Source organism: Flagellimonas iocasae (assembly GCF_042682725.1).
GTDB lineage: Bacteria > Bacteroidota > Bacteroidia > Flavobacteriales > Flavobacteriaceae > Flagellimonas > Flagellimonas iocasae.
Genome location: NZ_JBHUHU010000001.1, coordinates 987,209 through 1,001,943, shown reverse-complemented (window position 1 = coordinate 1,001,943; position 14,735 = coordinate 987,209). Strand labels below are relative to the sequence as shown.

Sequence of the window (14,735 nt, the reverse complement as noted above, 5' to 3'; positions counted from 1 at the left end):
AATTTTTTTAAAACGTTACTTGTAATCCTAGCAATACTGATTTTGGTTGTGGATATTTTCCGCGATCAACACCGAACTCTGAGTTGTTGTTGGTTGCGTTACCTACTTCAGGGTCAAGACCTGAATACTCCGTAAAGGTCAATAGGTTTTGCCCACTTATATATATCCTTAATCGAGAGAAATACTCTGAAAGTCTCGAATCTTGTCCAATGGTATACCCTAAGGTTACATTTTTAAGTCTTGTAAAATCACCACTTTCAATGTATCGGTCAGATGAAGCAGTATTGATTCCATTGTTTCCGTCGAATGCACGTGGAACGGAATTGGATGGATTTGTTGGTGTCCATCTATCCAAAACGGCCACACCAGCGTTGAACGTTCTTGGCATACCCTCTAAATCATAAATATTGGTGTTGTATATTTCATGTCCTGCAGCTCCATTTAAAAACAGGTTGAAGTCCCAATTTTTATAATTGGCATCCAAATTTAATCCGTAGGTGAATTCTGGGTTGGGCTGCCCTAACTGTACGATATCATCATTATTGATCACACCATCGCCATTTTGATCCACAAATCGAATATCACCTGGTTGAATAGCGGTTTGGGTTGAACCCAAAACAGCTTCTACCTCAGCTTGGGTTTGGTAGATACCATCAGTTTGGTACCCATAGAAGGCATAAATTGGAGCGCCTACTTCAAGACCGTTTACTATGGATCCTTCAAATGTGGATTGTTGGGTAATACCGTCAGTTCCTTTGCTTAGCATTTCGGTTTTGGCGGTTGAGAAATTAAAGTTGGCGGACCAAGTAAAATCTCCCTCATAATCATTATACCCCAAACTAACCTCAAAACCTTTAACCTCAGCATCACCAATATTGGTTGGTACGGTAGAGGCCAAACTACCCAAAGACCCTGGTAATGGCAAATCAATCAATAAGTCATTACTCTTGTTGTTGTAATACTCAATGGCGCCTGTGAATTTGTTGTCGAACAATCCTATGTCCAGACCTATGTTCAACATTTCCCGTTCTTCCCAAGCAACATTGGGGTTTGGAATACCAGCGGGAGAAGTTCCCCCAACTGCATTTCCATTTATGACATAAATCCAGTTTGGATTTAATGTAGTCGCGAATCTGTAATTAGGAATGCCATCAAAACCGGTTGTACCCCAACTTCCTCTTAATTTAAAGATATTCAAGTTCGAATTTTCCATGAAGCTTTCCCCGGCTATGTTCCATCCTGCTGAAACGGAAGGGAAGGTACCCCATTTGGTATTGGGTCCAAATCTTGAGGAACCATCACGACGAATAGATCCCGAAAGAAGGTACTTGTTGTCATAATTATAGTTTAGACGTGCCAAATAGCCAATTTTGTCAACCTCGTCGGTATTTGATGTAGCCACAACCTGATCTGGGCCATGTTGGGTGATATCATTGGTAACTGAATTCTGGGAAGATGTATTTACTGCATTAAAGCGGGCCTCATTTTTTTCAATCAAGGCCAATACATCAAAATTGTGCACGTTATTGATACTTACATTATAGTTTAGGCTATTGGTATACAAAAATCTTCTGAAGGTTGAAGAGTTTTTTGTGATTGCAGCAAAGGCCTGTGCATGTGTTGATTGTCCATTACTATCATCATCAAAGGAGGGAATAAATTGGTCAAAGTTACTGTAGCTGTATTCCAAACCAAACTGAGACCTAAATTTCAAGCCTTTTATCAGCTCATATTCTGCAAATAGGCTTCCAAAAATCTCGGTGCCTTTGGTTCCACGGCTTCCATTTCTCTGGATTCTCACAGGGTTTTCGGCATCTTGGCCATCCAAAGCTGACGTAGGCCCTTGGAACCCCCCTGGATTATTTGGGTTGTATATGGGAAGGTATGGTGGAATTTTTATGGCATGCTCCAAGAGCGATCTATTCGTGTTGTTTCCACCAACTTCGGGTTTACTGTCCCTAAAGGTAACCGCCAAAGTTTCTCCAATTTTAAGTTTGTCCCAAACATTGAAATTACTGTTCAAACGAACATTGTAACGATTATATTCGGTCTCTATAAGCGTACCTTCTTGCTTTAACATACCAACAGAAGCCCTGAAGTTACTATCTTCATTACCGCCAGCCATACTTAGGTCATAATTCTGCATTAGACCAGTCTGGAAAATGGCATCTTGCCAATCAGTATCGTTACCGGAAGAGCTTAACGGAGTTGTAGGAACCGTACCAAAAGCATCCTCAATAAACGTTAGGTATTGTTGGGCGTTTAATAGGTCAAAACGTTCTGTAACAAATTGAACACCGGTGTAAGTATTGAAAGAAACCTCAGTTTTACCTGCCTTACCTTGCTTCGTGGTTACAACGATAACACCATTAGCCGCCTGCGAGCCATAAGCTGCTGCGGTTGCAGCATCTTTTAGTACGTTAATACTTTCAATGTCGTTAGGGTTGATAGCTCCAAGTCCACTGGAGATGACACCATCTATTACAACCAATGGATTACCACCATTCGGTGAACCCACACCCCTTATACGAACAACAGGTGCAACACCAGGTGCCCCACTATTGGTTACGGTAACACCAGCAGCCCTACCTTGTAGCGCCTGATCAGCTGTTGCAACAGGCAATGCACTGATCTCTTCTGAGCCAACGGTTGAAATGGCGCCCGTTACCTCAGATCGTGATTGTGAACCATAGGCCACCACAACGACTTCGTCCAAAGCTTGTAAATCTTCTGCTAAGCTAATATTGATGGAAGTTCTCCCATTTACAGAGACCTGTTGCCTTAGATATCCTATATAACTAAACACCAAAGTGGCATTGGAAGCTACATCGGATAAGGTATAATTACCATCAAAGTCTGTTTGGGTCCCATTGGTTGTTCCGGTTACCACTACCGTAGCACCAGGAAGAGGAGACCCCGTTTCATCGGTAACAGTTCCCGATACGGTCAATGATTGCGAATACGCCAAAGGCCCAATCATTATTAATAGGGTTATGACCGCATGTTTCAGTTTAATCATAATCTTCAAGTTTAAGTTAGTCAATGGATTATAAACATTGTATAGCAAAGATATTTGTGGCGTTCTGTAGGCACTAAAAGAAATGAAGCATATCATGAAAAATATGATGCATAATTGGGGTTAAAATTAGAATATATCATATATGGACCCCTGATATTGCTATTTTGTCGAATTTAAATATGCAAATATGTCAATACCTAATTTTAATCGTTAAAAAGCTCAATTGCACTACCCAATATGAAACTTAGGATAGGGTTGTATCATTCCTAAGAATTTAAAATGGACCGATGGTAGAATTATTTTTCAGATGCAACTGAGAATGAATTCAATCTTAAGTGAACGTTGAGAAGGAAGAATGAAAAATTGCCCCAATTTGCAAGAAGGTTAATCATTTTATAAAAAACAAAGCCCCATTAGTGGGGCATTGCTATGGGAAAAGTATGTAAAGAGGGGAAATTCGTTACATCCTATTATTTCCCATTTTTTAAAATATGATAAATCTTGGATTTACTATGCGGAAATTGCATATGCATTTTGTTTGTCTTTATATTCTTTAGGGCTGCAATTGTATTTTGCTTTAAAGATTTTTGAGAAATAACTTCTGCTGATAAAACCGATACTGTACACAACCTCGGAGATGTTCAAATCTGTATTTTTGATAAGATCTTCGGCCTTTCTGATTCGTACATCACGAATGTAGTCGGTCACAGTGGTCCCATGCATCAATTTAAATCCAGTCTGCAGTTTGGATGGGGATAATCCACCTTTCTTGCAGAGATAGGAAACAGATAGTTGTTTTTCTGGGTAATTGTTCACGAACAATGAAAGTTCTTGTACCACTTCCCGTTCTCTTGAGGTAAGGGAAGAATCTTTATATTCCGAATTTTTAAGGTCATCAGCGTGTTGTTGTATCTCAAGCGCCAAAATCATATGAACCAAACCTTCAATCATCAGTCTTCTTGCGATTCCTTTTTCGCTAATGGCATTCAATTGCTGAACTTTATCGGCCACTTTTAGATTGTAAGAGCCTATATAAGCCAAGTTATCGGCCACATTATTTTTAAAGAATAATTTTTGCAACTTTTGGTTTAAATGTTTTCCTTTTTCAAGATTTTGAACTGGGTTTACCAAAATTAAAATCATCTTTAGTCTAACATCCTTCTCAAAATAAAGGATATTGTCCTGCAATTTTTTGCTTGTAAGAATTGCTGTTTGGAAATTCTCCAATTCATGTTTCTCTCCATCCTCCCCAAAACTGTGTGCCATTTGTCCATTGGAACAATAGGCAAAACAGATTGGTGGATTTTTTGGCGATTTGGCAACCAATGTTATATCCTCTGAAAACTCCATATCAAACTCCAAATAGGAAATACCACCTTTAAAATCAATTCCTTTAATGATTCCTTGACCCAAAGGGCTGTCAATCTCTAAGATGTGTTCCTTGGTATCAATTTGGAGGTCTCCACCCATATCTTTATGAAACTGTTCAAAAATGGTTTTTACCTGGGCTGTTTTTATGGATAATGTCTTCATGATTTTTAGGTTTTAAGGTTGCTTTTGATGCTCTTGAATCAGATATCCAATTCAATAATGTAAAGATCGCAAGCGAAGACCCCTTTCTTCTTACACAATTTTTTGTTTCTGTTATACAATTATTGGATTTGCCCCAAAACAGCGTTAAAATGCTCTTAAATTGATGATGGGAACAAAGTGAAGAACCTCTGAGCATCCTTTTTAAAGGGTCCTTTAGGTCATAAATAGAAATGTTGTTTATGCTACGCGGGGAGGTACATGATAAAGGAGGAGCCATGGCCCAATTCGCTGGTAGCATGAATGTATCCATGATGGTTTTCCACAATTTTCTTACAAATGGCCAAACCTATTCCATTTCCGGAATATTTGTTTTTGGCATGCAAGCGTTGGAACACCTCAAAGATGGTTTCAGCATTTTCGTTGTCAAAACCAATTCCGTTGTCCGAAACAGTAATCTTATAATATTCTTTGGCGGGCTTTATAAATTTTACTGGGACTTCTTTGTGGGACACTTTTTCGGATGTAAGCTCAATTTTTGGGGTCACTATTGGATTGCGATATTTCAGCGCATTGGAAATCAGGTTGCTGAACAATTGCTCCAATTGAAAGAACACGCCGGGAACAGTGGGTAGCTTTTCAGAAGTGATTTTGGCATCAACATCTCCAATCCGTTCCAAAAAATCTTCATGGACCTTTTTAAGGACTTCATTTAAATCAATCTTCTCAAAATCGTTGGAGCCACTGCCAATTCTTGAATACGTCAACAGATTGCGAATGAGCGATTGCATGCGTGCGGCCACGAAACTGATTTTATCAAAATACTCCCTGCCTTTTGTGGTAAGCGTATTCTTGTCCGTTTCATCCAGTCGGGAAATGAACATCTGGATTTTACGCAATGGTTCCTGAAGGTCGTGACTGGCTACACGATTAAAGGATTCCAACTCTTCATTACTCCTTTCAAGCTCAAGATTTTTGATTTTCAGATCGTTCTCGTACTTGATCTGATCTGTGACGTCTTGCACCACTCCGATTTTAACGGTTTGTCCGTCCCGTTCCACAAATTGTCCCTTGGACCTTAAATATTTTACTACCCCTTTTTTGGTAATAATTCTATAAACATGTTCTTTGGGCTTTTTTATTTCGTTGAGCCAACTCGAAAATTCCTCGTATTGCTGAATGTCCTCCGGATGCACAAACGATTGATAGGTTGTTGATGAACCTTCAAACTCCCCTGGTTCGCAATCCAGTATTCGGTAAAAATTTTCGGAAAGCTCAGCCTTGTCGTTTTCCATATCCCAGGTATAACTTCCAATTTTGGCCATTTTTTTGGCTTCGGACATGATGAAGTTTTGAACCTCCAACTGTTCATTCAACTGCAAAAGGTCTTCTTTTGCGTTGTACTCATCTGTTTTGTTACGAACGACTTCCAATAACCCATTGTCCATTCCCCGAACAAATGTGTGGAACCAATAAGGCTCTCCGTCCACAAAGACCTCCCGCTCAAAATCAATGGTTTCATCATTCAGATAGCAGTTGATCATTCGTTCCAACTCATTGTTCTCCAATACAAATGGATAAACTTCGGATATTGGTTTTCCAATAATATCTTCCGGCTCCAGATTTAGGTAATCCCGATTGCATATATTGGCAAACATGATTCTGAAGTCCACCACAGTTTCATTGGAGTCATAGATGGGCTCATAATAATTCATGATATTGTCCGTACTCTGTACAATATTCTGCAGTAAAGCCTCTGAGGACTCAATCTGATTCTTGTGACGACGCAACCTAAAATAGGCCACCGTGAACACCACTATGGAGAAAAGGGCCAGTATTAAGGTGGTTAACGGGGTAAGAAATGTTAGCCTTCTGTAGGTGCCCAAATGTTCTTGAAGCAAACGCTCATTATGATCGAGCATGTTTGTTTTGATGCCTCGAAGATTTTTTAAAATTGCAGCAGCTTTCTCAACATAAATCATGGCTGTTGAGTCTGCTTGGGAAGGTCTAATTTTTCCGTGCAAGGCGGTCAAGGTAACATGAAGGCTATCCTTTAATTGGGTGATAGAATCCAAACTGGCATTCTGGTATGGGGTATCCTTTGCCAAATCGTAGAGTGTCCTGAGCGTTCGGTCACTCTCCAATTTGCGATCTATATAAGATTCCTCAAAAGTTGAGTCCTTTAAAATCACAGACCTAAACTCTGCTGACTCCATTAAATCATACTGCGAAAAAAGGGTGTTGATTTCCTTATCCACCATTAAAGAGTTGGATACATCTTCCATTGAAGTCTCCAAAGTCTTGATTTGTCCAAATAAAACTGCTGTGATGAACAAAAGCAAAACAATGACTATGGCCAAAGCAATTTTGTCCAATATAGGCGAATGGGCTATGCGGTGAATTAGTCTTTTAAGGTACATTTATAAGGTATACAACCAAATCTATGAGTTGGTTCTATCAATTAACATCTAATGATATGGCATAGTTAAAAATTATGCTTCACAATCGTTGTTACAATCGCAATAAAAAATTATCCCGATTGAGATTAGAGGTGTGGTATTGCCAGTTGATTTGCAACACCTTCTCTATGGATTCCCGTAATTTACTAAAGTTATTGGGCTTGTTCAGATAAATGTTGGCCCCGTTCACAAAAGTGTCCTCAATATCCTTTTCAGAACACGAAGTGGAATAAATGGCAACGCATACTTTACTCAACGAACCGTTGCTTCGGATTTCCTTTAAGCACTGCATTCCATTTTTAATGGGCATGTTCAAATCCAAAAAAACCAGATTTGGAAGGATAATATTGGGAAGGTTGAGATAATCCATCAACTCTTGTCCGTCATTGAACAACGATAATTTGGTTCGGATGGAAATATCATCTATCGCTTCTTGAAAAAATAGGCGGTCATCTTCATCATCATCAGCTAAAGCAATGTTTAGTATTTGCTTGCCCACATTAGAAGGGTTTATATTCATAAGGTTTGTTGTATTCTATTTTCCCTTCGTTTTTCCAAAATCTTTTGAAACTTGGTAGGCGTCAATCCCGTTGTTTTTTTAAACTGGCTCGAAAGATGTGCCACACTACTGTAGTTTAAACGATAGGCAATTTCTGTTAAGGTTAGGTCTGTGTTGGTCATGAGCTCTTTGGCATGGTCAACCTTTCTGAGAATCACAAAATTCTCAATGGATGTATAGGTCGCCTCGGAAAAAAGATTGGACAGATAGGTATAGGAATAATTTAAATTATCCGCCAGATATGCAGATACCTTGTGCGATCTAGCCATGTCATTTTGCAACATTTCATTTATGGCATTTTTTATGCGTTGAACCAGGGCGGTTTTTTGGTCACTCAAAATTTGAATACCATATTTACCGAGATTGCCTGTTAATTCCTCCATTTCTTCTGGTGACAGTGTTCTGTCCAGCTCCACCTCACCGGCACTATGAATCGTATGGGGAATGTCCAAACGCTCCAATTGTTCCTGTAAGACCGTTCTTAAAGTGACAGTTGCATCGTATTTTACATTGATTACCATAAGTTCATAAACAAATAAAGGGAGCAAAAGAATAATGGGGGAATCTCTGCTGGTGTGGATTAAAAGTAGTTATTTTTTTTACACGATTGCATTATACTTGAAATTGCATTTAAAGCTTTAAATCATCGATTTTGGATTACTCCTCAACCTCAATACGTTGACTGTTTGAAGAATTTTCCTCGGGTACGGATTTAAAGAACTCAGCGGCCTCCATATTGGTATTGGGGCCATATCCCATCAAATAGGTTCCTTTTTCACCTGCATTGGTTTCCAATACATACAAAATGGACATATCCGATGGATTGCTCATTCCCTCATATCGGTGTTCGGCAACAATATGCACCTCATTAGGTTTATAGGATTTTTTGGATTCCGAGGCAATCAACGTATCATTTTCGAATCTGAAATTAACATCATATCCTTTTTGCTGATACTCTTTTATATAGTCTTTTTCGTGTTTAGCATATTCATTTTCCATCATGATTTGAATTTATTGGCCGGTGATTTTGCGATGCTCACCGTTTACACATCCTTTCCTAAAAAATAGGGGTAATCCCATAAGTTGGTTGGTTCAATAGATTCAATTGTTGATGCTATTCCTTTTTTTGGAGCTTATAAATAGAATATGAAAAGAGTTTTTCAAATGCGTCAACATTTTTTTTAAAAAGGTTAAAGCGAATGAGCGATTTAAAATAATTTCTCCGCGATTAATGATAGAAATGATATGGAAAAGAAAGACCAAAAACAGCCAGAGGAAAACATGGAGTTCGTGAAAGAAAAAGGAGACTCCAAAAGCAACTACATCTTTAGAAAAAGTAAGATTACCAAAGTTGGATTTTTAATCGTTTTGGTAATCTTAATACTTGTTGTGGTAGGAGTGGTCCTCTCAGGTCTGTATTTTGAAACATCCATGGAGACACTTTAAATGGAATAGATTGAAAACTGCCCCTTTGGGGCAGCTTCAGTTTTATAGGGTTTACCCTCCCCAGGTATCCTTAAAGGCAAAATCCTCTTGAGGCATCCTAGTGCGGTCTGCTGTTTCCGCTTCCTGTAAATCTTCAGGCAATTTTTCCAGCACACCTCCATAATATCCAAGTGCAATGGCTGTAGTGACATGGTATCCTATCGGTACATTAAATATTTCTTGGGCTTTTTTCCAATCTACCCCGGCCATGTGGTGCAGGGCAATACCTAAATATTGGGCTTGAACTGTCATACTTCCCAAAGACAGCCCCAAATCATGCGATGCATGAAAATTCTCCTTGCCGTCATCATTTTTTTCTTTGTAGGCGCTCAACATTAAAACGGGTGCCATGCTGGCCCATTTTTTATTGAAGTCACTCAAGCAATCTATTATTTTATCATAAGCCTCAGTACCTTTTTCGGCATAAATAAAGCGCCAAGGTTGCAGGTTGTAAGAACTGGCCGACCAGCGGACCGCTTCAAACAGTTGTTTCATGTGTCCTGCTTCCACAGCTTCATTCCGAAAAGTTCTTGGACTATACCGCTGTTTCAACAATGCAAAAATTTCATGGTCTGTGTCAGCTATGTTTCCTAAAAGCACTTGTTCTTGTTCAGTCATCATCATCATTTTTTTTGTTATTAATGCTAGTATAAAAAATAGGTCAAATGGTGCTTGTCTCTATGCGGAAATATTTTAACCCAATTGATTTTGAGGTTATTTACATCATGTAAATCCAGCGATTGTTCTTTAGCGTCAATATTTTGATTCTTCCCGTCAACCAATCGTACAGAATGAAAGTAAATTGGATGGTGTAATTGAGTTATTAACCCTTAAAATAAATAGTATGAATAATGATCAGTTAGAAGGAAAATGGAAAGAAGTAAAAGGTAAGTTCAAACAAAAATATGGACAGCTTACCGATAATGACCTGACATATTCCGAGGGAAAGTTTGATGAAATGTTGGGTAGACTGCAACAGAAAACAGGAAAAGCAAAACAAGAGTTGAAAAAGGAAATAGAAACGTGGTAGAAACCATGTGATCCTGATGAGTAAGATAGCCCTCGAAGTCGAGGGCTATTTTTTTATTAAAAAGTGAGGATTGCAAGTGCTTGTTGAAAATTGGCATGTAACAAATCTATAATAGTTAGGCGGATTTGTGATTTTTAAGAGATGGCTATAGGATTTTTCCCATTTTGGACAGCACTGTCCGAATAAAAAAATGTAAATTGTACACTTGTGAACCAAACTAAGCACAATGAAAATTAGCAACTATTTCTATTTTGGTATTTTGACAATCATTGGGGTATTACTACCCAGTACTGCTTTTGGACAGGATGCCAATCTTCCCAAACCGGGAAATAATTTGGCCAAGGTGGCCTCAGCATCAACTTCGTTGCATTATGATAGATGGATGCAGGGCATCAATGATGGGGAAACTCCAACGGACTCAATTCGATGGAGGCCCAGAAACTTGGAAAATCCTCCAACGGACCAGTGGACCGAATATGAATGGGCCGCTCCAGTAACCACCAAAGAGGTAGCCCTCTTTTTTTGGGATTATTACGGTGTAATTCCGCTTCCTGAGACTTTTACGCTAACCTATTGGAATGGTGACGATTTCGTTCCAGTGAAGAATCAGTCTACCACGGCTCCATCCAACGGAATGTATTCCTTGGTCACTTTTGATGAAATTCAGACCACAAAATTGCGGGTGGAAACCAAAGCTTTGCTATTACCTCTTAATATAACGGAGTGGGTAGTGTATCAAACCCCGGGGTCGCCAAATCATCCCCCAATTGTTACCACAAATGGAGACAGGGATGTTATGTTGAATGGAAAAACCTATTTGTCCGGTGAGGTGAAGGCCGTTACCAAAGCAGACCAATATCAGTGGCAGAAAGTTTCGGGCCCAGGAGAAGTGAGCTTTAGTGATGCCAATTCATTGGAAGGTTCTGCCACGTTCTCAACAGTTGGGGACTATGTTTTACAGTTGGATGCTTCTGAAAAAGGAGTTCATTCTTCATCAACCCTAAAAGTTAAGGTTCACCCTCCTTTGAAAAAAGAACGACTAGACGTAGTTTACACCAAGCGATACAAAATCGATAATCCACTTTGGAACGATCGCGCCAAGGCCTTGATCACCAGTTGGATTCCATATTGTATTGATCAATGTAACCGCACCGACCTTGAAAGGGGAGCTGGTGGACTGGATAACTTTATTGAAGCGGCCAAAGCATTGCGGGGAGAACCACACGGCAAACACTTGGGATATGTATTCTCCAATGCTTGGGTGCACCAAACCGTCGAAGCAATGAGCATTGCATTGATGGTGGACCCACAAGGAGATAAAGAAATCATTGCGGCCCAAGCCAAAATGCGGGAAACCTTGGAAGACTGGATTCCTAAAATATTGGCAGCACAAGAACCAGATGGATACCTTCAAACGGCATACACACTACGTGATTCTGACGGGGATTGGGAAGACCGTTGGTCCGAAAACCACAGAAGCACCCATGAAGGCTACGTGGCGGGTTACTTTATAGAATCAGCAATAAACCACTATACCCTTACGGAAGGAAAGGACACCAGACTCTATGATGCGGCCAAGAAATTGGCGGATTGTTGGGTACGAAATATTGGTCCAGAACCGGGTAAACAAGCGTGGTATGATGGCCATCAAGAAATGGAGCAAGCTCTTGTTCGCTTCGGGCGGTTCGTAAACGATATGGAAGGCAATGGAAGAGGGGATGATTATATCGATTTAGCCAAGTTCCTTTTGGATAACAGAGGAGGTGGCAGTGAGTATGACCAAAGCCATGTGCCGGTGCAGCAACAGTATGAAGCCGTGGGTCATGCGGTAAGAGCTACCTACAACTATTCTGGGATGGCCGATGTAGCAGCTGAAACCGGTGATGTGGACTACCAAAGTGCCGTAATGTCCCTTTGGAACAACATGGTCAACAAAAAGTATTATGTAACCGGGGGTATCGGTAGTGGTGAAACCTCAGAAGGATTTGGACCCAACTACTCGTTACGAAACAATGCCTACGCTGAATCTTGTTCCAGTGCTGGCCTTATCTTTTTTCAGTATAAAATGAACCTGGCCTATCATGATGCAAAGTATGCAGACCTGTATGAGGAGACCATGTACAATGCACTTTTAGGTTCGTTGGACCTTCCTGGTGAGAATTTTTACTATACCAATCCTTTGGATTCTTTCCGGGGAAGAAACGCATGGCATGGTTGCCCATGTTGTGTGGGTAATATTCCAAGAACCCTTTTGATGATTCCAACTTGGACGTATGTTAAAAGTAATGACGGCATCTATGTAAACCTATTTATTGGTAGCACCATCAAAGTGGAGAAAGTGGCTGGCACCGATGTGGAAATGGTACAAAAGACCAATTACCCATGGGATGGTAAGGTGGCCATCACCGTGAATCCGGAGGAATCCAAGGAATTTTCGGTTTATGTGCGTATTCCAAACCGCAAAACTAGTGAGCTGTATACCCTTAGTCCTGCTATAAATGGATTTGAATCCTTCAAAGTGAATGGAAAATCCATCACCCCAAAAATGGAAGAAGGCTATGCCGTGGTCACCCGCAAATGGAAAAAGGGTGACAAGATTGAATTTGAACTTCCGATGAAGATTCAGGTAATCACCGCCGATGACCAAATTGAAGCCGACCGCGGAAAAATCGCTTTGCGTTACGGACCGCTTATTTATAATGTGGAGCAGGCAGACCAGAAGGATTTGGACAAATCTTTGGGATCAAAAGATTTTGAGCTGGAGTGGAGAGATGATTTATTGCATGGCGTTATGGTCATAAAAGGGGAATGGGCAGATGGTACTCCTTTGTTGGCCATCCCAAATTATGCCAGACACAACAGGGATGAGACTCCATTGAGTGAGAGTGATAGAACAAACGAAGATGCTCAGGAATACGCCAGGGAAAATAATAATTCCAAGGTGTGGATCAATGACTGATACCGAAATTTTTCATTCCCCCAACTAATTATGGGCATGGAAGGAAATACAATTTATGATATTTCAGAATTTCAAGAAATGGCAATTTAATAATTGCCATTTTTTTTTGCTTGCCGAAAGAACTATTTTACTTAAACAAGGTTGCTGAGCATTGAGATTAATTTTTCCTTGGTTAAAGGCTTAACCATATAATCTGTTACTTCACTTATGCTTTTAGCCTTTTCCACATCAGAAGGGTTCACTGAAGAGGAAACAATGTAGATGTAAATCTTTTTACCAATTCTTGGTTTTAGAAGGAGATAATTTTCCAAAAATTCCCATCCATCCATTACAGGCATAGTTAGGTCTAGTAAAATAACATCAGGTATTGAACTTGGATCATTCAAAGAAGATTCCAAGAAATCAATGGCTTCCCTACCATTTGAGAAAATTCGGATTGATTTAACCAAATTTATAGAGGAAATAGTGCGCTCAATAATGAATTGGTAGGTGTCGTCGTCATCTACCAAATACAGTGTGTCAATATCTTTCATAAGGATTAGTTTTTTAAAATTGGATATGAAATGTACTGCCTTTTCCAAATTCGCTTTCTGCATGGATGGTACCTCCCATTGTCTCTATTTGTGTTTTGGTGATAAATAGACCGAAACCTTTGGCATCAGGGTTATTATGGAAGGTTTTTCTTAAACCGAACAGTTTATTGCCATGCGCTTTCATATCAATTCCAATACCGTTGTCCTTAACGGCCAGGCATATAGAGCCTTCTTTCATATAACTCTTTACTTCAATTCTTAATTTTCTTTGAGGAGATTGATAGCGAATAGCATTGCTAAGAAGATTATGCAGAATACTCATCAAATATTTTTTAGGGTAGGTGATTGTTGGGGCCTTTTCAAAATTGGATTCTATTTTGATATCTGGGTGGACTACGGCAATATTGAGTATTTCGGTCGCCCTTTCAAGGCAATCCTGAAATTTCAGAGTATGTCTCTTTACTTCACTGTCCTGCCGTATTTGTAAGGACTCTACGAGCTCATTAAAAATCTCGTTGAGTAGGTTGACAGGTTTTCCAAGCTTTTGGATTAAAACTTTTTGCTCATCAAAATTTTCACTCTCCTCAATCATTGAGGTTAGTAAAAGAAGATTAGATAATGGTGCCCTAAGATTATGGGAAACGATAAAACAAAAATCTTCCAGTTGTTGGGACCTATGCTTTAACTCTAATTCTTGCTTTTTCTGCTTGGTGATATCAAACCGAATTGAGACGTATTGATACGGCTTTCCCTTGGCGTTCAAATAGGGAACAATGGTAGTGGAAACCCAATAATGAGAACCATCCTTAGCTCTATTTCTAATATCACCGCTCCAAACATTTCCCCGTGCAATGGTTCTCCAAAGATTTCGGAAAAATTCGGGCTCATGGTAGCCAGAATTAATAATGCGATGATTTTGTCCGATAAGCTCTTCCCGGGAATATTTGGAAATCTCACAAAATTTGTCGTTCACATAGGTTATATCCCCTTTGGTGTCCGTGAAGGCAACTATTGCGGATTTATCCAATGCAATTTTTTGCTGCTCCAAATCGGTAAAAACATCCTCAAGGTACTTGAACAAATTGTGTTTATTCGGTTCCTTGCTTAACATTCTTTGTTAGGTTGATTTGCACAATGTTGGGGAACAATTGCACTTTAAAG

General features: G+C 39.6%; 12 protein-coding genes. 3 read left to right on the top strand and 9 right to left on the bottom strand.

The window, feature by feature from the left end; all coding sequences use genetic code 11:
• Window positions 1-7: 7 nt before the first annotated feature.
• From ACFSJE_RS04475 to ACFSJE_RS04450, 6 genes are all read right to left on the bottom strand, one after another.
• The gene (locus ACFSJE_RS04475; protein ID WP_379829783.1) at window positions 8-3,019 is read right to left on the bottom strand and encodes a SusC/RagA family TonB-linked outer membrane protein; all 3,012 of its coding nucleotides are present in this window, start codon (window positions 3,017-3,019) and stop codon (window positions 8-10) included.
• Between the two features lie 510 nt (window positions 3,020-3,529).
• Window positions 3,530-4,552: a helix-turn-helix domain-containing protein gene (locus ACFSJE_RS04470; RefSeq protein WP_379829782.1), complete on the bottom strand. Its 1,023-nt coding sequence runs from the start codon at window positions 4,550-4,552 to the stop codon at window positions 3,530-3,532.
• Window positions 4,553-4,794: 242 nt separating this feature from the next.
• Window positions 4,795-6,969, bottom strand: a complete 2,175-nt coding sequence (locus tag ACFSJE_RS04465; RefSeq protein WP_379829781.1) for an ATP-binding protein — start codon at window positions 6,967-6,969, stop codon at window positions 4,795-4,797.
• Between the two features lie 91 nt (window positions 6,970-7,060).
• Window positions 7,061-7,507 (bottom strand): response regulator, encoded by a 447-nt coding sequence (locus tag ACFSJE_RS04460; protein ID WP_379829780.1) that lies wholly within the window; start codon window positions 7,505-7,507, stop codon window positions 7,061-7,063.
• A 17-nt stretch (window positions 7,508-7,524) separates the two neighbouring features.
• Window positions 7,525-8,088, bottom strand: a complete 564-nt coding sequence (locus ACFSJE_RS04455; RefSeq protein ID WP_379829779.1) for a helix-turn-helix domain-containing protein — start codon at window positions 8,086-8,088, stop codon at window positions 7,525-7,527.
• Window positions 8,089-8,224: 136 nt separating this feature from the next.
• On the bottom strand, window positions 8,225-8,569 hold the full coding sequence (locus ACFSJE_RS04450; RefSeq protein WP_379829778.1) for a hypothetical protein: 345 nt from the start codon (window positions 8,567-8,569) through the stop codon (window positions 8,225-8,227).
• A 243-nt stretch (window positions 8,570-8,812) separates the two neighbouring features.
• On the opposite strand from ACFSJE_RS04450, the gene ACFSJE_RS04445 reads away from it, so the two are divergent.
• On the top strand, window positions 8,813-9,013 hold the full coding sequence (locus ACFSJE_RS04445; RefSeq protein WP_379829777.1) for a hypothetical protein: 201 nt from the start codon (window positions 8,813-8,815) through the stop codon (window positions 9,011-9,013).
• Window positions 9,014-9,064: 51 nt separating this feature from the next.
• Here the strand turns inward: ACFSJE_RS04445 and ACFSJE_RS04440 are convergent, their stop codons facing one another.
• Window positions 9,065-9,670, bottom strand: a complete 606-nt coding sequence (locus tag ACFSJE_RS04440) for a nitroreductase family protein (RefSeq protein ID WP_379829776.1) — start codon at window positions 9,668-9,670, stop codon at window positions 9,065-9,067.
• A gap of 226 nt (window positions 9,671-9,896) precedes the next feature.
• Between ACFSJE_RS04440 and ACFSJE_RS04435 the strand changes: the two genes are divergently transcribed.
• Complete coding sequence (locus ACFSJE_RS04435; protein WP_379829775.1) at window positions 9,897-10,082, top strand: CsbD family protein; 186 nt, start codon at window positions 9,897-9,899, stop codon at window positions 10,080-10,082.
• A 226-nt stretch (window positions 10,083-10,308) separates the two neighbouring features.
• A complete protein-coding gene (locus tag ACFSJE_RS04430; protein ID WP_379829774.1) occupies window positions 10,309-13,041 on the top strand; it encodes a glycoside hydrolase family 127 protein in 2,733 nt (910 codons plus the stop codon).
• 131 nt (window positions 13,042-13,172) lie between these two features.
• Here ACFSJE_RS04430 and ACFSJE_RS04425 read toward each other — a convergent pair whose 3' ends face one another.
• Both ACFSJE_RS04425 and ACFSJE_RS04420 read right to left on the bottom strand, forming a co-directional pair.
• Entirely contained in the window at window positions 13,173-13,574 is a 402-nt protein-coding gene (locus tag ACFSJE_RS04425; RefSeq protein ID WP_379829773.1) for a response regulator, read from the bottom strand.
• A gap of 13 nt (window positions 13,575-13,587) precedes the next feature.
• Window positions 13,588-14,685, bottom strand: coding sequence for a PAS domain-containing sensor histidine kinase (locus ACFSJE_RS04420; RefSeq protein WP_379829772.1), 1,098 nt, complete (start codon window positions 14,683-14,685; stop codon window positions 13,588-13,590).
• Window positions 14,686-14,735: the final 50 nt, after the last annotated feature.